Here is a 22,527-nt window from a genome sequence, read left to right on the forward strand (position 1 = left end):
ATCTTATTTTGTATGTGTTATAACCTAACTTGCCATAATTGACAATTCATATTGTCAAATGGATACAAATTTTATTTGTAGATATTAAATCAGTCTTAAAAAATCATTTTAAATTTTGGGATCGAAAGCATCCCGGATGGCTTCACCGATATAGATGAGTAAAGACAAGACAATGGCTAAAGTCAGAAACCCGGATAAAGCCAACCACGGCGCATTGAGATTATTTTTACCCTGCAGTAATAATTCACCTAGAGAAGCGGTTTCGGGTGGCAAACCATAACCTAAAAAGTCCAGTGCAGTTAGTGCGCTGATGTTGGCAGTCAGCATAAAAGGTAGTTGTGACAGGCTGGAACCCATCACATTGGGTAAAATATGCCTGAACATGATCCGGCCATGCCCTGCACCAATACTTTTCGCTGCCCAGACATATTCCAGATTTCTGGCCCGTAAAAATTCAGCGCGCACCATCGACACCAGTGTTGTCCAGCCAAAAAATAGCATGATCACAAATAGCCAGTAAATATTCGGACTAAACACACTGACCAGAATCATGACCATAAACAGCATCGGCAGGCTGCTCCAGACCTCAAGTGCACGTTGCCCGATCAGGTCAATCCAGCCACCATAATAGCCTTGAACTGCACCGACCAGCACACCTAATCCTGCCGACAGCAAAGTCAGTGCAAAGCCAAACAGCAAGGAAATACGCAAGCCATATAGAATCCGTGCCAGCACATCCCGTCCCTGATCATCTGTTCCTAGCCAATTTTGCCTGCTTGGAGGTGAAGGTACTGGAATATCGAGTGCCAAATTGGGTGTGTCATAGCCGAAGCGGATCACCGGCCAGATTGCCCAGCCTTTGGCATTAATCAGCTGCTGTACCGCAGGATCCTGATACTCGGCTTCAGTTTCAAAGACACCCCCAAAAGTCGTTTCAGGATATGACTTTATTACTGGCAGATAATAGGAGTCCTCATACTTGATCAGTAAAGGCTTATCGTTAGCGATCAGCTCAGCACCAAGTGACAAGATAAAAATAATGACAAAGGCAATGCAGCAGGCAAATCCGGTTTTATTATTTTTAAAACGTTGCAGGCTGGCGCGTAGCATTGGTGACATTATTTTGACCCTCGTGAATCAAAATGAATCCGGGGATCAATCACCCGATACAGCACATCACTGATCAAACGCAACACTAAACCCAATAAGGTAAAAATAAACAAGGTTCCAAAAATGACCGGATAATCCCGCTGCAGAATCGCTTCAAATCCCAGCATGCCCAAACCATCCAGATTAAAGATGATTTCAATAAACAGGTTCCCGACAAATAAAATACCGAGCAAAGCTTCTGGCAATCCAGCGATCAACACCAGCACTGCATTGCGCAGTACATGCCGATAGAGTACTGCCCTTTCCTGTAGTCCCTTCGCTTTTGCTGCCAGCACATAGTGTTTACTGAGTTCTTCCATAAAGGAAAATTTCACTAGATAAGTCAGCCGTGCAAAACCACCGAGTACCATAGCCAGCAATGGCAAAGCCATATGCCAGAAATAATCCTGAATTTTTCCAAAGAAAGATAATTCATCAAAATTTTCCGAGCTTAAGCCTTGTAAAGGAAACCATTGCAGATAGGAACCACCTGCAAAAAATACAATCAGCAAAATGGCAAAGATAAAGGCTGGAATGGCATAGCCCACAGCCAGCAGCAAAGACGTCGTTTGATCAAACAGGCTGCCATGCTTTTTGGCTTTCTGGATGCCAAGAGGAATAGAAACCAGATAGATCAGCAAGGTACTCCAGAAACCTAAAGACAGTGAAACTGGCAATTTTTCCCAGATCAGTTCAGTCACAGCTTGGCCTTTAAAAAAACTCTGGCCTAAATCAAATTGGGCATAGCTTTTCAACATTTCCCAGAACCGTAGATGAACCGGTTGATCAAATCCATACTGAATCTTGATCTGCTCCAGCATTTCGGGCGTCAGGCCTTGCTGTCCCTGATACTGCAAGCCACCAATCGCCAAATTATTCGCATGCTGTGACTGATAGATAGCCTGTTCCACTGGACCACCCGGTGCAAGCTGAATCACCACAAAATTGATCAGTAAAACCATCAATAATGTCGGAATCATAAGAAGCAAACGTTTGACGATATAAGTGCTCATGGCACTCCCCAAAGCTGAAAACCTAGCGATATTTTAAGTACGGTGCCACTTGTCTGGCTTTAGCTGTATCCACCCACCAGTAATCAATACCCGCAGAAAGCTTGGGCTTGATCTTGGGCTGCCGATACATATTCCAGTAAGCATACCAGTATTCACCCGTACCATAGGTCGGAATATGATAATAACCGGCTCGCAATAAACGATCTAAAGCTCGGGTACTATAAATCAGCTGCTCCCGGCTTTGTGCCTGAACCACCTGATCAATTACCCGATCAATCACCGGATTTTGAATACCGGCATAATTATAATTGCCAGGCTGACGTGCCGCCTCACTGCCCCAAAACTGTTTCTGTTCCTGCCCCGGTGTCAGCGATTGCGGCATGGTATCCATAATCATATCAAACTGATAATTTCTTAGTCGCTCATAATACTGAGCCGTTTCCACCATCCGAATGTGAGCCTGAATTCCTAAACGTTTCAAATGCCGTAGATAAGGCATCAGATGACGCTGCTGTTCAGCCTGATGCAACAGAAATTCAATCTGTACAGGTTGACCTTGAGCAGTCACCAGTTTCCCCTGCTGATAACGGTAACCGGCATTCAATAAAATTTGTCGCGCCTGTAATAAATTTTTGCGGTTAAACCCGGAGGCATCTGATTGCGGATAATGCCAATCCTGTAATACCGCCTGACGTTGCACCGGATGCAATTTTGATAAATTTGGCTGTAATATTTCCAGCTCCTGAGCACTCGGCTTGCTTGTAGATGCCAGTTCACTATTACTAAAAAAGCTGTTCAGACGCTGATATTCTCCATGAAACAAGGCTTTATTTAGCCATTCAAAATCATAGGCCAGAGTTAAAGCTTGCCGGAAGCGAATATCAGCAAAGGGCTGACGTCGCGTATTAAAAATCAGGCTTTGTGTAGGAATCGGATTGTGATGCTGAAAACGATAGGTTTTGATTTGGCCTTGCTGTACCGCAGGAAACCGATAATCACTTACCCAGCGGTTGACCTGTTTTTCTTCATGCAGCGTAAACTGGCCAGATTTAAATGCCTCAAACTTGATTTCCGGACTACGGTAATAGCGATACTGTATGCGATCAAAATTATAACGGCCGCGATTGACCAGGAGGTCTTTACCCCAATAATGCGGATTACGTTTATAGGAAATACTGCGTCCTGCATCAATACGTTCAATCACATAGGGCCCAGAACCCAAGATCGGTTTCAGGTTAATGTCCTTGAAGTTGCGCTTTTGCCACTCCTGCTGAGAATAGATCGGCATTTGCGTCACAATCATCGCCATTTCCGGATTATGGCGAGATTTAAAACTAATCTTAACTTTTGAAGGTGACAGGACTTCGGTTTTTTTAATATCTGCCAGATACATCTGCAAGCCGAAATTAGACTGGGTCTGGTACAGATCAAAACTGTATTTCACATCCTTAGCCGTCACTGGCTGACCATTACTGAATCTGGCTTTAGGATTTAAATGGAAAATAATATAAGCGGTCTGCTTTGGGTCAAAACTGACTTTCTCCGCCAGCAAAGGATAATAGACGCCGGGTTCATCCAGGGATTTTGACATGAGGCTGTCAAAAATATAATTAATCCCTTCAGTGACATTCCCCTTACCATTCATGCTGTTCAGATTATCAAAACTGCCATCAGCTGCCTGAATAAGAATACCGCCTTTGGGCGCTTGCGGATTGGCATAAGGCAGAGATTTAGCCTGTGCATATTTGGGTACACTATGCAGTGCAATATAAGGCGTCGTAATGACTGCTGCCCCGCTGGAACTGATGATCCAGGGGGCAGCAAGAATCCATAAGATATGGACGGGATTAAACAATTTCACGATCCAGAAATTAGTTTGGAACCTTAATCACATCACCAATACGCAATTGAGTATTGGGTTTCAGTTCATTCATTTCTGCCAGTTCATTGGTTGCCATACCATAACGGGATGCCAGGCCGATCAAGGTATCGCCACGCTTCACCTTGTATTCAGTGACAAGTTTTGGAAGCTGAAGCGTTTGGCCCACACGTAAACCGGCACGTGGACTAAGATTGTTCAGGCTCGCCAGATCAGTAACGGGTACTCCTACACGATTGGCAATCGCAATCAGAGATTCCCCGGATTTTACCGTATAGGATTCTGTCGCCTTAGAAGATGCAGATTTTGTTGCGACTTTCACTACCGGCTCTTTTTTGGCGATCTGAATATCTTCATTAATTTTTAAACGCTGTCCAATCCGCACATTGCTATTGGTATTCAAACCATTCAAGTCTGCCAGATAACGTAATTGCAGATGATATTGGCGGGCAATCGAGCTTAAGGTTTCACCAGATTTCACGATGTGAGTATCTGATTTAACATTCTTTTCCTGAGTCTCGGTGACCACTTCCTGCACAGGTTCAGGACTGCCAGATAATTTCAGATGCTGACCCACACGCAGATTGGCACTACGAGAAATATTGTTCAGGTTGGCAATTTGATCCATCGACAGATTATATTTTGCTGCAATCCCAGTCAGCGTATCACCCGATTGAACCGTATAACTGTCAGGAACCTGACTACCAGCTGGAATCTTGATGGTTTGACCAATGCGTAAGCCGCTGTTTGCAGACAGGCCATTTAACGCAGCCAGTTCAGATACCGTCAATTTACTTTGATTGGCAATGCTGTACAGGGTTTCACCACGTTTGACCTGATAGTTTTCTGTTGGCGTATGATCAACCTTAACGTTCTCAAACTTCTGTTCGACTTTTTCGGTTTTCTTACTGCTCGCAGTCAGTTCTTCAACTTCATTAAGAGGAACATTAATCTTCTGTCCGACCATCAAACTGCTACCCGCAGTTAAACCCGGAGTTAGTGCAGCAAGTTCTGCATTCGACAATGCGTAGCGATCTGCAATCAATTTCAGATACTCACCACGTTTAACGGTATAGGACTTTGTTTGAACTTTGGCAGTTTCGGCTTTTTTACTGTCTTCAGCTTTCGCTTTGCTGGCACTTTCTTTCAGGGAAAGCTTTTGCCCAACAAATAAACCGCTGGTCGTACTCAGATCATTATAATCAGCCAACTGTTTAACGCTCAGGCCGAACTGGCTGGCAACGCTGGTCAAAGAATCATTGGCCTGAACCACATAGCTTTCCGGTTTCTCTTTAGCTTTCGGTGCTTCCTGCACGGGCTTGGCATCATAGAGATAAATTGTGGTGCCCACATATAATGTAGAGTTTGGATCAATCTGGTTCCATTTCGCGACATCACGCCAGTTCACGCCATTTTTGGCTGCAATCAATGCCAGGTTATCACCCGGTAAAACCTTATAGGTACTGCGCTTACCTTTCGGTGCCACAACCACGACTTCTGAATCAGTTTTTACATAGTTTTTGCCCTGATTGAGTCGAGCTTCAACTGAATCTGCACTGGTGTTTACAGCGACTTCTTTCGGATACGAGAATCCTTTGGTCAGCTCCTTACCCTGCTGCTCGGCAATAGACTGACTGGTCTGAATTGCAGTCAGTTTGATCTTGCCATCATAAGGGTCAACAATTTCTGTGCCTGCAGGTGCCAGTGCTTTCAGCTCTTCAATGACCTGTGCCTGTTCAGCCGCAGTCGCTACAGGTTGTAAAAGCTCATCCACAGTTTTATTAATTTCTTCTGCTGACACCACTTTCTGGATTTGCTGACGTTCAGCTGCGGTAATTGGTGGCTCGACCTGGATAGGCTTCACCGAAGCAACTGGCGTCACAGCAACCGGAATACGTGGCGCGCTTGGAATAGGCAATTCACTTTTTGCAGCAAATTCAGCAAGTGCTTCGGAACCACGTGGCGTGCTGACCCGTTTGGTGGTTTGTGCAGCTAAATTTGGTGTCGTCGTGGTTGACACTGCTGCTGGTACAGTCGTGGCTGGTTTAGGTGTTGCAGTCGCAGTTGGAGCTTTAGTTGCTGTTGCAGTCTTAGCAGTCGTAGTGGCAAGCACCGGTGGTGTCTGCTTGGCAGGTACGATGGTGGTACTGGTTGATGCTGCTACAGCTGGCTTTGGAGCTACTGTAGTGGTCGTTTTAGGCGAGTTACTGACAGTACCTGCCCATAAGCCGCTTGAGCTCGACTGCAGTTTTTTCAGTTTTTCATCAATCGATGGACTTAAGTCAGCCGGAATCAAAATACGGCGTGGACTTTCAGGATCAATACGGTCACCACGATGTCCCGGGTTAAGCTGATACAGTTCAGCACGGCTTAAACCCGTAATCGATGCAATCTCATTTAAATTGGCTGCACCCACAGTCACTTCACGAAAGTGAGGACGGTTGGCAATCGGTGGCAAACTCACGCCATAAGTACCCGGATTTTTCACAATCTGTGCAACTGCCAGGAAGCGCGGTACATAGTTCATGGTTTCCTGAGGCAGTTTCAAGGACCAGTAATCGGTAGGCAAGCCTGCAGCCTTATTACGGTTAATCGCCTGCTGGATACGGCCTGGACCGGCATTATAAGAGGCCAAAGCCAATTCCCACGAACCAAACTGGTTATATAAGCTACCCAAGAATTCATAAGCCGCACGGGTCGATTCCACCACATCACGACGGCCATCGTAAAGTGAGGTTTGTTTCAAACCATAAATACGGCCGGTACTCGGAATAAACTGCCATAAACCTGCCGCTGCTGCACTACTGGTCGCCGCCGGGTCATAAGAACTTTCAATAATCGGTAATAAAGCCAGTTCCGTAGGCATACCACGGCGCTCCGCTTCTTTCACCGTATAATAGAGATAACGTGATGCACGGGCACTCAGGCGGTCCAGATACGGCTGACGGGAAATAAACCAGCCACGCTGTGCATCAATACGCGGATTCCAGGTATTCAGATCCATCTTGAAACCAACGGTCATCCGTTTCCAGATATCACCATGCTTCAAAATCAGTAAACGGTCACCTTCAACCGCACGCATATCCGTTGCAGAAAGTAAATCTTCCAGCCCATCCAAACTGCTTGCATCTAGATATTGTGAGCCAACCTGCTTGCTTGACGCTTTTTGGGTCGCACTTTGTGTAGATGAACAGCCCGTCAGTCCCAAGGAAGCGAGTGCCGTTCCAAGTACAGAAAATTTTAAAAATGCTGGTAATGCGGGCTGCCACAAAATTGCGGTTGGTTTATACATAAAGAAATCCAAACAATTCGTATATAAATTTATTTTTTAGATATGCCATTGTAGTGAAGCATGTCGTGGACACAAGGCATTAATTTACCCCGATTTCACGTTAAATGTTACAAGAAATTAAAAAAACTGGTGCATCTAGACGCATCAAGCGTATTTGCGTTATACAATATCCGCATCAGCAAGTTCTTTTTTGATCGGATTTTAATTTATGTCTCACACTATCACGCTATATGTTGATGGCGCCTGTCGCGGCAACCCGGGTTTAGGCGGTTGGGGTGCGTACATAATTACCGAACAGCAGGAACACAAAATTTGTGGTGGCGAAGATCATACCACCAATAATCGCATGGAGCTGACCGCGGCGATCGAAGGCATCCAGTTCTGTCCGAAAGATGCCAAGCTGGTCATTTATACCGATTCCAATTATGTCAAACAAGGCATTACCGAATGGATTCATGGCTGGAAAAAGAAAAACTGGAAAGACGTTAAAAATCCGGATCTATGGCAAAAACTGGATGCCACCTGTCAAGGCCGCGATATTGAATGGCACTGGGTCAAAGGCCATGCCGGACATCCTGGCAATGAAATGGCCGATCAACTGGCCAACCAAGGCGCAGATGAAACCTTGAAAAAATCCAAATCAGTGACTGCAATCACTGAAAATAAAAAAAAATCTGAACCTGACTGGCTTCTAGACGACCCTTTCGGGCTGGATCTTGTCGATAGTGAAGAAGAACTCGAAGAGAGCATGGAAATGGCTGAAGAAGAAATGGAACAAACTGAAAATTTGGAAACAACAGAAAATACCGATGAATCCGCTTCAGTCACTTCAGATTCAACCGAACTACATCCACAAATTGTGATTACACCGCCGACCTTAGAGCTGCATGGCCCTCGTCAATTGATTCTGGATACTGAAACCACCGGTTTCTATTATCAGGATGGTGACCGGATCATTGAGGTGGGTGCGATCGAAATGATTAACCGGAAACTTACCGGCAGCTCAATCCATATTTATATCAATCCGAAAAAACCGGTTGGCGATTCGGTGAATGTCCACGGTATTACCGACGAGTTCCTGCAAGACAAGCCGCTGTTTGAAGAAATCTCACAGGTACTGTTTGACTATCTGCAAGGTGCCGAAATTATTGCGCATAACGCGACCTTCGATATGAACTTCCTGGATATGGAGTTCAAGCGGGCAGGCTTTGTCGCGCTTTCTGAAGTTTGTGAAGTGACCGATACCCTGGCAATGGCCAAATCCAAGCATCCGGGACAGAAAAACTCCCTGGATGCCCTCGTGCGTCGTTATGAAATTCCACAGCGTGACCGTACCTTCCACGGTGCCTTGCTCGATGCGGAAATTCTGTCCGATGTTTATCTGGCCATGACCGGTGGACAAGTCTCTTTTGATATGGATGCCCTGTCACATACCGAAGAACAAGGCGGCAGTTCAGGCACTGTAAAAATTGAAATTGAATTGCCTGTGATTCTTCCATCAGATGAAGAACTTGCCGAACATGAGAAATGGGTCAAACAATTTGAAGAAAAGCATGGAACGCCTTGCCTTTTTGCCAAATAAAATCTAAATTTCAAGCAGTAATTTCGCTTTTAAAATACAGTTCTTCAGTTATAGTAATTCCAAAGAGGCCCCGTCCGATAAAGCGGGGCTCATATATAGATAATACTCAAGGAAAGGTGCAGATCCATGTCTTACCAAACCTCTATACATTTTGATCCAACAGCTTTACTGATAATAAAAAATGAGGTTGATAACTCGATCAAGTTAGTCGAATCAGCAGTAAGCACCTTGGTAGAAGATCAAACTTTACCTTTTGGCATTGACGATGCATTAAATCAGTTCGAACAATGTGCACAGGTACTGGCACTGATTGATATGCCGAATCTGGCACAAATTGCACAATATTCAGCAGAACTGATGCGCGAGATTATGGGGAATCCGGCGCAGGTCAACACTCAGGATGTGATCGCATTGAGTGAAGGCACCACCATGCTGAAACGCTATATCGAATTTATCTGCTTGCGTGAAGTGAAAATTCCACAGTTCCTGCTCGATACCCTGAACCGTCTGGAACTTGCGCTTGGTAAACCATTGACGACCGAAGGTCAGCATATTGAACCTTTGCTTGATCTGATTACTCCAGACTTCCAGTTACCCCAAGTACCAGGTCTGGAAAAATCCAAATATGTGCAACGCCTGTATAAGCTGTCACTTAACAAACTGCTGAAACAGGAAGAAAGCGAGATGGACCTGCAAGCGATCAAACTGGTCGGTACTTATCTGGCAGGTCTTTCAGCAAATCATCCAAGCAAGCAATACTGGCATCTGGTGCATGTTGCTTTTGATAATATTGATCACCTGCTCATCAATGAACCACGTTTACGTACTTTAATCAGTATTGAACGCAACATGGCGCAGTACTTTAGTTCAGCCGACAGCTTCAAAGCCTCTCTGTCCGATCTGGCAAATGTATTAAGCTTATGTATTAGTCAGGAAGATGCAACTGCACAGCAAATCCGTAGCCAGCTGAATATTGGTGATGATCTACTGACAGATATGCAACTTCAAGTATTTAGCCGTCACCTATATGGTCCGGACTTCGAAACCATGCATACCATTAGCGAACTGGTGACTGCGGAAATGACCCAGATCCGCAATGATATCGAATATAACTATCAGCACATGACACCTGAAAAAACTCAGGAACTCCAGACTCAGCTGAATAGCTTGGCCAATATCTTCAAGGTTCTGAATCTGAATGAAGCCTATCATGACTTAAACCGTCAGGCAGCTTCACTCAGCCAGGCAGATATTCTGAAAGATGAGTCTTTTGCCCAACAATTGATGAATGTAATTCTATCCGCGATGAACTCGATTGGTGTATTGGAGCGCCATCATACTTCGAGCCGCTTGCAGCTACGTGTGAATAACATGAATATCTCGCTGGATCGTCTGGACGAAGCACATAACGCTTTGTTGAATGAAACCAAGGCACTGATTGAACTATCTAGCCAGATTCTGACTGATTATCTGCAGGATCAAGATCTGACCAAACTCGAACCTGTACCAATCCAGTTCTGTGAAATTGGCGGTGCTATGCTGTTCCTGAATGCTGAACATGTGAAAGCTGCATTCAATACAACTGCCCTGTTTATCAAAAACCGTATTGAACAGTCGGTTGCATTAACACCGGCAGAAATTCATCATGCGCTGGATGCATTGGCTAGTGCCGACATGATGATCGACAACTTAAAGAACAAACAGCCTGTATTACAGTCCATGTTTAAGGTAGCATTAGACAGTAGTGAGAAACTGAAAATCGTTGCCTAATGTCTAAAAAATTATCACTTGCTTATATTTTCCAGCAGCAACAGCTGCTGGTCGATCAACACTTTCAACTGCCTCAAGTTGAAGCTCTGGCAAGCGATTTGCTGCTGAATCCGGGTGATCAGGTGATTGCCCGTGATCTTCTTCCAGATGAGCCAATTCCTGAAGGCTTGCAACTGGTTCCAATCCGTCAATTATTACAGTTCTGGAATGTTCAGCAATTTGAACAGGCCAGCCGTGCTGTGCAACTACTGGAATGGCGCCGGAATCACAAGTTCTGTAGCCACTGTGGCACCCCGACTGAAGCCCATGCTGTTGAATATGCCATGGTTTGCCCAGCTTGCCATTATCGTCAGTATCCAAGGGTGCAACCTTGTGTGATTACTGTGATTACCCGCGGTGAAGATGAAATTTTGCTGGCTAAAAATGCACGTAATACCAAAAGCCAGATGTATGGTCTGATTGCCGGATTTGTCGAAGTTGGGGAAACGCTTGAAGAAGCGGTACGTCGCGAGACGCTGGAAGAAGTCGGCTTGAAATTGAAAAATATCCAGTATCTGGCCAGTCAGCCGTGGCCCTTCCCGAGTAACCTGATGATTGCCTTCAAAGCAGAATATACTGGCGGTGAGCTGCAATTGCAGAAAGAAGAAATTAGCGACGCGAAATTCTTTAAATTTGATCAGCTGCCGGAAATTCCATTTAAAGGCAGTATTGCCCATGCCATGATCATGCATGTGACTCAAGGTACACCGGTCGCAGATGATACCCATAAATGGCTCTAAGGTTTTCAATTAAAAAAGCCCGGTTTTTATACCGGGCTTTTTTATGGGAATTACCACGATCACAGTTCTTCACTTGAAAGCATCTTCTAGCGCCCACATCACACGCGGCTTGGTTTCAAAGAACCGGCTAAACAAACTGGACAATGAACCGATCATCGTAATATGACCCAGTTTCGGAATGGTAATCAGCTCACTATGATTGCCATGGTCTTTTAAAACCCGGTCCAGATCCTGACTGTTGAAATGACCGACAATATTGTCCCGCTCTGCCATGAACAGATAATGTTTGGTGGAGGTATTTTCCACAAAATAATATGGCATGACCTGCTGATACGGAATCGACTGGTCAAAAGCATCGGCACAGATCGGATCATCTTTATAGTCAAAATGATAAGGACCTGCCAGTCCAATAATGGCGCGGATCTGTTCCCGCTCAATCATGGCCTTTTGTGGATGGTATAGCGCTGACATGACATTAAATGCCCCGGCTGAATGCCCCATCAAGACCAGATTTTCCGTAGAAACATTTAACTGGTCTGCATGCTGCTGCAAATGATTTAGCAATAAATGCAGGTCATTAATATAAATCGGGAAAATATGTTCAGGCGCTAGATGATAATTCATCACCACCACATCATAACCTTCTTTGGCAAAGGCCTCGCCGATGAAGTGGTAATCCTTTTTATCACCATGCAGCCAGGCACCACCATGGACAAAGACAATCAGGGGGCGATGTGCTAATGGCTGATGGCTTAAAAACAGATCAAAACGTTGACGGGCTTTTAAGCCATAGGCTAACTGGGTTTCAACACTATAACCCTGTTTGGGGGTTAACCGGTTCAGCGCATAACTGCCAAAATCATAGATCCGGAAATCTTTATAACGTTGTTGGACTTCAAGGATCTGATCTGACAGCTGCGTTTTAAATTGACTGACCTTATGGAACATCGGTCGGTTCAACTGTATCAGGATCGATGGCGACTGGAGTCTGTTCAACACCCGACTGTGCATAAGATGCAGGCGCTGCAAAATTCTGGTTAGTACTATAACCAGAGCGCTGATCCACGTTGTCGATGAGCGTGACAATTTTCGTGATATTCCCCACTTGTTGCAGCACCTGATTCAGGTCATCGATTTCAGCACTGTTCAGACGTCCCATCACATACAGTACACCATCTTCAGTATGCACATGCACTTTGCTGTCAGACACCACCGGTGCTTTCATAATCAAACCACGGGTATTCGCCGTCACGGCGGTATCCTGCATGATCGTAGTGTAGCTGCTCTGGTTACCCACAGTGATAAAGTTATGCACCGCTCTGACATCACTCATGGATTTGACATTATCTTCTGCCAATTGCTTGAGATGCGCATCCGGCACCTGCCCGGTCAACAGGACATTACCATGGAAGCTTTCAATATTGACCCTTGACTGTTTAAAACGTGAATCCAGTTTATAAAGATTAATTTTTGCAGTACGTACAATAGAAGAATCGATAAATACCTGTCCTAGCGTCCGAGCTCCATTTTCGGTACCTACAGGAGCCGTACCAGTACCGCTAGAAATAAAGCTGGCACAACCCGATAAACTTGCGACACACAGCATTGTTATTGCAATACGCTTAACCACTCAGCAAGACTCCTTAATTTTAATCAGTCTTATTTCAATATAATAATCTGTTTTTTCAAGGCCAGATGTTCTTCATCATACTTGAACTTTCCCATGATGCTGCAAATTTTATCTACCGCATCCGATCTTATTTTATTCAAAGATTAATAAACTCTTGATCAAAAGTAAAAGCATTTTCAAACCAGTGCAGATCATAAGGGTATTGAGAAAAATCATGCTGTATGGTTTTTGCAAAATACCGATTAAAATCAAAACAAATCACATCAAAACGATAGTAATAATGTGCAAACTGTGGATTTTTTTGAATAAAACATACAGCCGTTTGTAGGACTTTTCGTTGCTTCGCAGAGGAAACAGATTCAAAAGCCAATGCATAACCCGTTTTAGCTCGTGCTTTTACTTCGACAAAGACCAGTTCCTGCTCACGCTGCATGACCAGATCAAGTTCACCATAGCGGCTATGCCAGTTTCTGGCAATGAGCTGAAAGTCTTGTTGCTGCATCAGTTGGGCAGCCTGTTGTTCTGCCCATGCACCTAATTGTTTCTGCATCACTGACCCTTATAGTGCCTTAAGACCTTTGGCACTCTGCTGAAAACAGGACGGCGTACGTTGTATGCCCTGATCTGATACCTGAATCATTCCAGTACGACCCTGGAATTCAATATTGCGTATTTTTTTATTGTTCAAATAATACTGGGTGATTTGCCAGGCATCGCCACCAAAAGCAATCAAGCGCTGATAGGCCATATTCACCGGTGCATGATGATAAGCCTGCATCACATCAGGCCAGTTAGCAAAATAAAGTACCGGCACATCGCAGAACTTGATGCCTCTTGGCGGAGCATGCTGCTCATTAATTGCATTCGCGACTGTATAAATCCGTTTATGTCCCAAACCCTGTAAGGATGCCAGCCAGTCCGCATTGCCAAGCAATAATATCCCCTGCTTGCTCTTCAGAAAAAATGGTGGCTTCTGGATCATTTCCAGTTGCAGCTCACTCTGACTAAGTAGTGACATTAGCAGAAGTTCATGTTCTGACTCACTACCCGGTTGGCGCATCACAAACAGTTGCTGAATCCCATCTTGCGCAATCTGCTTCTGTAAGGCAGCCGCATCTTCTTTTTTCGACAGACTAAATTGCCAGATATTTGGCGCTGTAAGACTACTTTCATTCAAACTCAGTGTACGAATCTTGGGTTTAGTTTGCACCAGTTGCTCTACATCCTGACGTGCCAGAGGACCAATCACCATTTGCGTCTTTTTACTGACATGTTGTTTGAGTAGTTGAGAGATTTTTTTCTGATCTGAATTGACCCATTTCAATGGTACTTTCTGTCCGGACGCTGTATATGCACTGAGAAATCCTTGCTTGATACTCGAAGCGGCTCGCGCCAAGGGGCCGCTTTCAGGTAGAATAATCAGCACTTCTGCTTGTACGCTGCTGACGCAGGCCAGTAACCCCAAGCCCAAAATTTTATTTTGAATCTTCCATTTTTTATTATTCGATTTATTCCACATGGAGAAACCTATGAGTGCTCAGTTATTTGTTGTTGCGACTCCAATCGGGCACTTAGATGATATTAGTTATCGTGCAATTAATGTATTGAAATCGGTGAGTCTTATTGCAGCTGAGGATACACGAACTTCTGCACAATTACTTAAACACTTTAATATTCAAACACCTTTGACAGCCTGTCATGAACATAATGAAAGCAACAAGATTGATCAGTTGATTCAACGCCTGCTCAATGGTGAAGATATGGCATTGATCAGTGATGCAGGCACGCCACTGATTAGCGATCCAGGATTCAAGTTTGTCCGTGCTGCCCAAGAACATAATATTCATGTGGTTCCTGTACCGGGTGCATGTGCTGCAATTGCCGCTTTAAGCGCAGTAGGTTTACCAAGTGACCGTTTCAGCTTTGAAGGTTTTTTGCCGTCTAAACAAAGCCAGCGGCTCTTGACTCTGGAAAAACTGAAAGATGAAACCCAGACCTTAATTTTCTATGAAGCGCCGCACCGCATTTTGGAATGTGTCAAAGATCTGGCAGCGGTATTCGGTGCAGAGCGTCCTGTCGGTTTTGCCCGTGAAATTACCAAGACCTTTGAAACCATCAAGAAAATGACACTGGGTGAATTAGTTGAATTTGTTGCCAATGATCATAACCAGCAAAAAGGTGAAATCGTACTGGTGATTGGCGGTTCTATCGAAGAAAAAGATCTGGATCAGGAAAAACTGGATAAATTGTTACTGCGTTTATTACAAGACCTGTCTGTCAAAGCAGCTTCACAGCTGGCTGCTGATTTGACTGGAATCAAGAAAAAAATCGCCTATCAACGTGCTTTGGAACTAACCTCTGCCAACGATTAATTTTTCTTTACCCATAAAAAACACCACAATCAATGTGGTGTTTTTTTATTTAATAATATTGAGTGCAATTATTCTCTTGCAACGGATTCATCAGCTGGAACTTCAGTAATACGGCCACCGCTTGCCAGAAAAGCCGCAATTTCATCTTCAAGTGCCTGACGTTTTTTCTGCTTAGCAGTTACAGTCAAAGTTTCAGCTTCTAATACATCTGTATCATTCACAACTTCTTCGCTACTTGCAGCGCCTTTTTCTGCTGCTTTTGCTTCATCGTCGTCGATTACAGGATCTTCTACATCATCATAATCATTTACGTCTGTCATTTTGCTCTCCCCACAAATGGCTTCGCTTTTATCTATTAAACCAAGCTTTAAATTAACTGAAATTTAGCAATCTCTTTGGTCTTCGCCTAGCCCTAATTTTCAAAAAATCGTATCTTTTTTAAACAAAATGGTTACTCTTTATAGATGTTTGTTTAAAAAATTTACATTCGGCCGCTAGGCTGAATAACGTGTATCTTTGAGTAAACTTAAACCATTCGCCTGAGCCATAAATGCATCTTTCAGGACTGTCTGTTGCTCGACCTGTTTCAGCCCGAAATTACGTGCCCACACCACTGGGAAAAGCTCTGTAGTTTCCATCCAGCCAATCGCCGACATGCTATGCATCATCGCATCATTCTGGCCTTTACGGCGATGCTCATAACGTTTCAAGGTCTGTTCATGGGCCCACACTCCACGCGCTTTGTCATGCAGCAACACGTCACAGAGTACGGCAGCATCCAGACAGCCGATATTAACCCCTTGTCCAGCGAGCGGATGAATCACATGCGCAGCGTCACCAATTAGTGCCAAGCCATCTTGTACATACTGCTGTGCAGCACGAGCTTTGAGTGGGAATTTCGCTCGTGCTGTCGCTTCCAGCACTTCACCCAGCATATGATAGCTTTCACGGGTCAATAGTTGAGTGAAGTCAGCATCTGATAGCGCTGCATACTCATCGGCATAATCATCAGGTAATGTCCAGACTATGGATTGCCAGTGGCCTTGCTCTTCTTCTTTAAGACTCGCCATTGGCAGATAAGCCAAAGGACCAGTTTCCAGAAAAATCTGACGGGCCACATGCTGATGTGGCTGGGCTGTTCTAATTGCGCAGCTGATTCCGGCCTGTTTATAGTCCAGTACATCGATATCGATAAAGGCTTGCTCGCGCACAAAGGAGTTCGCGCCATCTGCGCCAATGACCAACTTAGTTTTGAGCTGGGTGCCATCTGCCAGATGAATGATCCAAACATCTACTCCACGTTCAACCCGGTTAACTTTGACCTGTGTGCGGTAATCTTGCACCTCTTCAAGCATCTTTTGCTGGATGGCCAGATTCAGAATACTCGGTTCCACCATTGAGCCTAGCGCCTGCTCTACAGAAGGTGTTCTTTCTGAAGAATGACCAAAGTTAATTTCACCATAGCCATTTTTATTCCAGACCTGCATTCCAGTATATGGCTGCTGGCGTGCAAGTTTTTCCCACACACCTACGGTTTTTAATAAATGAATAGTCGCCTGACTTAGAGCCAAAACCCGCGGATTGGCTACGCTTAAAGTTTTGTCTGCATCCAGAATAGGCGCAGCATCCAGAACAGTCGCTTGCACACCACCTTGAGCGAGTAATAAAGCCGTTAGACCGCCTACCAGACCGCCACCAACAATCACGACATCTAATACATCAGAACTTGGATTCAGACTCATGCTTTTAACCCCATGGCATAGTTAGCGACTAGTGGCTTGATACCAGGAATGGTATCAAAAGCAATCAGTCCGGTATTACGGATCAGTTTCAAGAATGGATTCTGGTTACTAAATCCACGTACGACTGAATCACAGAACTTAATCACTCTTTGCTGGTCATTCAAACGGGATTTTTCATAATCCTGTAATACTGCTGCATCACCTAAGTCTGCACCTTGTGACTGCTGTTCTTTCAGGTAGCGCACCAATACATGCGCATCTCGCATACACAGGTTAAAACCCTGACCCGCTACTGGATGAATTGTATGTGCAGCATTACCCATCAAGACCACGCGGCCCACAGCCTGTTTTTCTGCTAATACTTGGGACAATGGAAAACTGAAGCGCTTACCTGTTTTCTGGAATTTACCGGCACGATCGCCATAGGTTTCTTGTAAGGCGTTCAGGAAATGCTGGTCATTTTCTTCACCCAGCCATTCTCCTTCCGTTCCTTTTTTCACAGGCCAGACTACAGAACGACGATATTCACCTGGAAGTGGTAATAAGGCTAATGGGCCTAAGTGGCTAAACCGTTCAAAGCCAACATGATTATGTGGCTTAGAAGTTTGAACGGTAGTGACAATGGCGACCTGATCATAGTCATGTTCTGAAGCCCCAATACCGAGCGCTTTACGACAGAAAGAATCACGCCCATCAGCAGCAATCACCACTTTGGATTGAAGTTTCAATAAAGCATCACCACGTTGTGCTTCAAGATAAGCAAACTCAGCATCTTGAGTCAGAGAGCTGACCTGAACCCCATCAATCAGTTCAATGAGTGGTTCTTTTTTGACTTGAGTTAATAGCACACGACCTAGCCAGGCATTTTCAATCACTTGGCCAAAGCTTTCGACTTTTTCCTGTTCTGCAATTAAGCGCGCCTTACCAAAACTGCCCTGCTCAGTGATATTCACTTCAAGAATCGGCGTTGCATGTTCCTGCAAGGCATCCCAAAGCCCAAGTTCCTGATAAATCTGTACACTACGGCGTGACAAGGCACTATTACGTGCATCAAAGCTGGAATGATAGGGTGCAAGGTTTACATCATCATAATCTGGATATTTGATCGCTTCCAAAAGTTTGACTGCAATATTGGTTTTGGCCAACATCAGCGCGAGACTCAAGCCGACCATACCACCACCGACAATGATGACTTCTTGTTGCATGCTGTAATCCTTTCAATGGCGTACCTATATATAGATACTTATAATCATGATGAATTTTATATTAGCCTAAAAAATTTCTTTTTTATAATAAATTAGGTTGCGGTTTCGAAGCGAAGTCTGCTTGTGGTTAATTTATAGCTCACCTCAACGTCCTACTTAAATTTTTCAAAATACAGAAGTATCATCTGCCTGATAAAAAGCAGAAGAATTTTGGCACTGATTGTTAGGTTTAAAAGCTTGGCTTGGTATGAAATGATGAAGATGGGATCTGGATATAATTTTTTGAATTAACAATATTTATGTTTTTGAATTTATATAATATTTTTTATTTAACTTATTTAAAGTAAATACTCATTTTAAAAAATCATGCGATACGTAGCTTTAGCTTATATCGCATGATGATGTAAGGATTAACTTGCTTTCAATGTATAGGCATGGTCATTCAAACTTGCCAATATCTGTATAAATTGAGGAATGGTCTCGGCATTCAAGGTATAAGGATTGAATTCATCCAGATTATGTTCGGCAAAGAATCCAAGAATATCCTGATGGATATTGGCATATTTCATATGCCAGTCTGAGAAGAGACGGTCATTCACATCTTCAAAATACAGAACTTCACAATTTTTATGTCGAGGATCTTTCAAGATTTTTTTATAGAACAGATCTTCAATCTTGTTCCTATCTCCTTCCAGACATTGAACAAAGTAACCATTTCCATAATACAGAGCCCCAAAAATCGCATTACGTGAATTGAAATTCAACGCTTCTGTCAGAATATTGAATAGATCATTCATTGGATCTTCGCAATCATACAACTTACTAACATATAAAAGTCTTGCGTCGCTCATTGTCTACCTCAATATTTTAGATTATGTACATTACTCAATATTTTTCTGTTTAATATATATAACTGATTTTATAAAAATTTTCTATGATCAGATACAAAATAATTTATCGAATAGTAAAATAACTTGAAAAATAAAATAAATTTTTATATAAATTCAGCTACTTGCTTTTAACACGCATTTTCCAAATATTTCTATATTAAAAAGCTTCAAAATTTTGCTATTTGAGATCTGCCATCAAGTATCAGTTTTTTACTTTCTAAATGCTCATGTAATTTGAGCACCAGTTATCTTTGCCAGAACATCAGCAAGCCAGCAAAAATGTAAATCAGCGATTTGTTCTCAATCAATAGTGCAAGTGCTACGAATACGATAGCAAAGATGAAGGAACGGATTAAAGTCGCGATGTTTAATTTAGAAACGACAGTCTAAGTCGAGCTCAAGCAACTTATTAAGTATGTACTTTCTTACACCTCTCTTCTTATAATATTTTTAAAAGGTAATTGTTTTTAATTTCTAAATGATACAAAAACATGCTTATTTAATAATCAATCTTGTACTCTTTGACTTACAGCTATTCAAGTCCTTTACCCCTATTTTAGTTAAATGAATTTTCATATGATGATTACATCAGGAACAGGGAGTTCCACATAAGAATAACAATAGATAAGCACAAGGACAGTAAGGTACGACAGGAGTTATACCAAGCTAACCAATACAAAGAACCCCGGCAGGATGCCGGGGTTTTTTATTATTTAATGATTAAAAATTTGAAGATGATACTGAAGTTTCTAAACAGAAATCTTAGCAATCACTACTACCTATATCTTTCATCTACTTATAGAAAATTCCCAAATTTTGGTGTGAAGTTAATAATGTATACGTGATCTTTGAATTAATTCATCAATAGATTTCTTTCATAAGTCATTTTTCACTCAGCTCCAAGTTATAAATTCCAGCAATTAGATTGAATCTTAATGCTAGTCTTTTGCCTCGATTGCGATATCGCTCAGCAAGAATTTTGAAGGTTTTCAAACTGCCAAATACATGCTCAATTCCAATTCTTCTTTTATTGATTTCCTGATTATAGATTTTTAGTTCGGAATCCAGTTTACAGCGCTTCTTTGCTTTTAATGGCAACAAGCTATTTGGATACACTGTATAAATTCCCTGATAACCCTTATCCGCAAGGATAAATGCACCTGCAGGAATCTGATTCAAGTTACGTTTGAAGAGTTCGAAATCATGTACGGCACCACGACTCGTACATAAACTCAGGATTTTTTGAGTTTGATAATCAATGATGGCCTGTACTTTGAAAGTGTGGGTCTTTTTCTTGCCGCTATAGCTTTTCTTCTGTTTTTTTAGGCCTTTGGATTGGAATTTCTGTGGCATCCACGATCACAACATTCCAATCGATGCCTTCGCCCTCGGGTAAATCTTTGGGTAAATTAAAGAGATTGGACCGAATCAGGCAGTCTTCAACATGACGGACAATTCTTGAGGCTGTGGGCTCTGAAACCCCGTAGCTCGTCGCAACGTGAAATAAGGTTCGGTATTCCCGCCAATAGCTTAGACAGAGCAGAACCTGGTCTTCCAAGCTTAACTTGGGCGGTCTGCCTTTGGCAGGGACATGTTTCTTCAATTGCTCAACCATTAAATCAAAGGTTGACCATGAGATGCCCGTGTATCGCTTGAACTGAGGATCAGAAAGCTTGTTTGAATCGATGTATTTCATCCGCAGATTATGCATGAATGCCAAGAAATCTGGAGTGCAAATATTAACCAAAAAGAAGATCGTTTTTTGATTTATGAAAGAGATCTAATGGTTTCTGGAATTTCTTTTATTAAGCTGAGTACTTTTACTTTTTATTAAAATTTTGAAACATATTTTAAGCCGGTTAATAAATAATAATAATTAATAAAAAATTCATTTTTTACCAGTTTCTAAACTCTAGTGAATATTTGAGTTCCCGTAAAATACGGCTACTTTTATATAAAACCAACCGTAATGATTTTAGATTAAATAATTAGTAATATTCACGGTCTTTCACTAGGTATATTTGTTAGACAAACATTGAGTATGGTAGTTTAAATTAAATACTTTAATAAAATAATAACTATGCTTTATTCAGTGCAATTTCTTAGGGGGATTGCTGCCTTAATGGTAGTTATAAGCCATACCTCCTTTAAAGGACAACAATACAATGTTGATACGCTTCAGTGGTATCACATAGGCGGTTCTGGTGTTGATTTATTTTTCATAATCTCTGGCTTTATTATGTGTTATACAACATATAATAAAAAAGTTAATTTTCTAAATTTCATGAGAAACCGATTCATCCGAATCATTCCTCTTTATTGGGTTCTCAGTTTTTTTGCTTTAATTGTATTTCTGATTTCTCCAAATCTTATAAATTCATCCGGTGGTGAAACAGGAATTTTCGAATCTTTCTTTTTAATTCCGAATGGCAGTAAATTTTTAATTAATAATGGATGGACTTTAAGCTACGAATTTTATTATTATTTTATATTTTCTTTTTTCCTAATCTTTTTATTAAAAGACTTATATAAATATCTTTTTATCATTCTATATTTTTCAGTTGTTGTGGCTATAGGTTTAATACTCCAACCAAAATCTGAATTTCTGATGTTTTTAACCCATAATCTTTTGCTTGAATTCGCTTTAGGCGTTCTGGCATTTATCATTATAAAAAATACTAGTCTTTCCCGATTAATGTCTATATTTATGATTCTTGTCGGTGCTTCCCTATTAGCCTATCAAAACTTTTATAAACTACCTGATTTCATCACCTTGAGATCATTAAAAATCGGGATCCCAATGTTTTTCATTTTTGTTGGATGCGTAGCTTTAGAAGACTTAATCACAGAAACTAAATCACTAATTTTAAGATTCTTTAATCATCTTGGAGATTCATCTTACTCTTTATATTTGATTCATCCTTTTACTTTAAGCCCAGTTGCTATGGTTTTAAACAAACTCAATATATTAAACCCTTACCTATTTAGCTCTATACTGATTACCTCTTCGATCTTGGCAGGCTCTATTACGTATCTAGTTTTAGAAAAAAGGTTAATTAAATTAGGCAAAGAACCATTTAACTTCTTTAGGTATTTTTATCCGGTCGATAGAAAAAACTTATAGAGATTTTTTGATCACTTTATACGGTTTTTATCGATTTAAAATTTTATATAGGTTGACTAATTTAGAAATGGAAAACGGAGCTTAAGCTCCGTTTCTGTTA

The 22,527-nt window shown here is 42.3% G+C and carries 19 protein-coding genes; 5 read left to right on the forward strand and 14 right to left on the reverse strand.

Annotated elements, in window-relative coordinates:
• Positions 1 to 108: 108 nt before the first annotated feature.
• From FTV18_RS02735 to FTV18_RS02750, 4 genes are read right to left on the reverse strand one after another with little or no spacing between them, the layout of a single operon-like run.
• A complete protein-coding gene (locus FTV18_RS02735; RefSeq protein WP_166138250.1) occupies positions 109 to 1,119 on the reverse strand; it encodes an ABC transporter permease in 1,011 nt (336 codons plus the stop codon).
• Complete coding sequence (gene yejB, locus FTV18_RS02740; protein ID WP_034703759.1) at positions 1,119 to 2,162, reverse strand: microcin C ABC transporter permease YejB; 1,044 nt, start codon at positions 2,160 to 2,162, stop codon at positions 1,119 to 1,121. Before yejB ends, FTV18_RS02735 begins: the two co-directional genes overlap by 1 nt.
• A gap of 22 nt (positions 2,163 to 2,184) precedes the next feature.
• Positions 2,185 to 4,017: an extracellular solute-binding protein gene (locus tag FTV18_RS02745; RefSeq protein WP_180016858.1), complete on the reverse strand. Its 1,833-nt coding sequence runs from the start codon at positions 4,015 to 4,017 to the stop codon at positions 2,185 to 2,187.
• A 16-nt stretch (positions 4,018 to 4,033) separates the two neighbouring features.
• On the reverse strand, positions 4,034 to 7,333 hold the full coding sequence (locus tag FTV18_RS02750) for a LysM peptidoglycan-binding domain-containing protein (RefSeq protein WP_180016856.1): 3,300 nt from the start codon (positions 7,331 to 7,333) through the stop codon (positions 4,034 to 4,036).
• Positions 7,334 to 7,541: 208 nt separating this feature from the next.
• Here FTV18_RS02750 and dnaQ point away from each other — a divergent pair, with 208 nt between their 5' ends.
• The 3 genes from dnaQ (at position 7,542) to nudC (ending at position 11,464) form a co-directional block, all read left to right on the forward strand.
• Positions 7,542 to 8,915, forward strand: coding sequence for a DNA polymerase III subunit epsilon (gene dnaQ, locus FTV18_RS02755; RefSeq protein ID WP_180016854.1), 1,374 nt, complete (start codon positions 7,542 to 7,544; stop codon positions 8,913 to 8,915).
• A gap of 126 nt (positions 8,916 to 9,041) precedes the next feature.
• Entirely contained in the window at positions 9,042 to 10,685 is a 1,644-nt protein-coding gene (locus FTV18_RS02760; RefSeq protein WP_180016852.1) for a chemotaxis protein, read from the forward strand.
• Positions 10,685 to 11,464 (forward strand): NAD(+) diphosphatase, encoded by a 780-nt coding sequence (nudC, locus tag FTV18_RS02765; protein WP_180016850.1) that lies wholly within the window; start codon positions 10,685 to 10,687, stop codon positions 11,462 to 11,464. The genes FTV18_RS02760 and nudC overlap by 1 nt, the downstream gene beginning before the upstream one ends.
• 69 nt (positions 11,465 to 11,533) lie before the next feature.
• On the opposite strand, the gene FTV18_RS02770 is transcribed toward nudC, so the two are convergent.
• The 4 genes from FTV18_RS02770 to FTV18_RS02785 all read right to left on the reverse strand — a co-directional run bounded on the left by FTV18_RS02770 (position 11,534) and on the right by FTV18_RS02785 (position 14,613).
• Complete coding sequence (locus FTV18_RS02770; protein ID WP_180016848.1) at positions 11,534 to 12,412, reverse strand: alpha/beta hydrolase; 879 nt, start codon at positions 12,410 to 12,412, stop codon at positions 11,534 to 11,536.
• Entirely contained in the window at positions 12,402 to 13,094 is a 693-nt protein-coding gene (locus FTV18_RS02775) for a BON domain-containing protein (RefSeq protein ID WP_159123345.1), read from the reverse strand. The genes FTV18_RS02770 and FTV18_RS02775 overlap by 11 nt, the downstream gene beginning before the upstream one ends.
• Positions 13,095 to 13,230: 136 nt before the next feature.
• Positions 13,231 to 13,644 (reverse strand): YraN family protein, encoded by a 414-nt coding sequence (locus FTV18_RS02780; RefSeq protein ID WP_034703744.1) that lies wholly within the window; start codon positions 13,642 to 13,644, stop codon positions 13,231 to 13,233.
• Between the two features lie 9 nt (positions 13,645 to 13,653).
• Entirely contained in the window at positions 13,654 to 14,613 is a 960-nt protein-coding gene (locus FTV18_RS02785) for a penicillin-binding protein activator (RefSeq protein WP_180016846.1), read from the reverse strand.
• 10 nt (positions 14,614 to 14,623) lie between these two features.
• On the opposite strand from FTV18_RS02785, the gene rsmI reads away from it, so the two are divergent.
• The gene (gene rsmI, locus FTV18_RS02790; protein ID WP_180016844.1) at positions 14,624 to 15,466 is read left to right on the forward strand and encodes a 16S rRNA (cytidine(1402)-2'-O)-methyltransferase; all 843 of its coding nucleotides are present in this window, start codon (positions 14,624 to 14,626) and stop codon (positions 15,464 to 15,466) included.
• A 68-nt stretch (positions 15,467 to 15,534) separates the two neighbouring features.
• Here the strand turns inward: rsmI and FTV18_RS02795 are convergent, their stop codons facing one another.
• From FTV18_RS02795 to FTV18_RS02820, 6 genes are all read right to left on the reverse strand, one after another.
• A complete protein-coding gene (locus FTV18_RS02795; RefSeq protein WP_004782870.1) occupies positions 15,535 to 15,786 on the reverse strand; it encodes a hypothetical protein in 252 nt (83 codons plus the stop codon).
• Positions 15,787 to 15,960: 174 nt separating this feature from the next.
• Positions 15,961 to 17,208: an FAD-dependent monooxygenase gene (locus FTV18_RS02800; RefSeq protein WP_166138271.1), complete on the reverse strand. Its 1,248-nt coding sequence runs from the start codon at positions 17,206 to 17,208 to the stop codon at positions 15,961 to 15,963.
• Complete coding sequence (gene ubiH, locus FTV18_RS02805; protein WP_034703738.1) at positions 17,205 to 18,413, reverse strand: 2-octaprenyl-6-methoxyphenyl hydroxylase; 1,209 nt, start codon at positions 18,411 to 18,413, stop codon at positions 17,205 to 17,207. Before ubiH ends, FTV18_RS02800 begins: the two co-directional genes overlap by 4 nt.
• Before the next feature lie 410 nt (positions 18,414 to 18,823).
• A complete protein-coding gene (locus FTV18_RS02810; RefSeq protein WP_004782875.1) occupies positions 18,824 to 19,264 on the reverse strand; it encodes a BLUF domain-containing protein in 441 nt (146 codons plus the stop codon).
• A 921-nt stretch (positions 19,265 to 20,185) separates the two neighbouring features.
• Entirely contained in the window at positions 20,186 to 20,656 is a 471-nt protein-coding gene (locus tag FTV18_RS02815; RefSeq protein ID WP_180016842.1) for a transposase family protein, read from the reverse strand.
• The gene (locus FTV18_RS02820) at positions 20,604 to 20,999 is read right to left on the reverse strand and encodes a transposase family protein (RefSeq protein ID WP_079281082.1); all 396 of its coding nucleotides are present in this window, start codon (positions 20,997 to 20,999) and stop codon (positions 20,604 to 20,606) included. The genes FTV18_RS02815 and FTV18_RS02820 overlap by 53 nt, the downstream gene beginning before the upstream one ends.
• A gap of 384 nt (positions 21,000 to 21,383) precedes the next feature.
• Here FTV18_RS02820 and FTV18_RS02825 point away from each other — a divergent pair, with 384 nt between their 5' ends.
• The gene (locus FTV18_RS02825; RefSeq protein WP_257218569.1) at positions 21,384 to 22,427 is read left to right on the forward strand and encodes an acyltransferase; all 1,044 of its coding nucleotides are present in this window, start codon (positions 21,384 to 21,386) and stop codon (positions 22,425 to 22,427) included.
• The last annotated feature ends 100 nt before the right edge of the window (positions 22,428 to 22,527 follow it).

This window comes from Acinetobacter sp. YH12241 (assembly GCF_013417535.1).
GTDB lineage: Bacteria > Pseudomonadota > Gammaproteobacteria > Pseudomonadales > Moraxellaceae > Acinetobacter.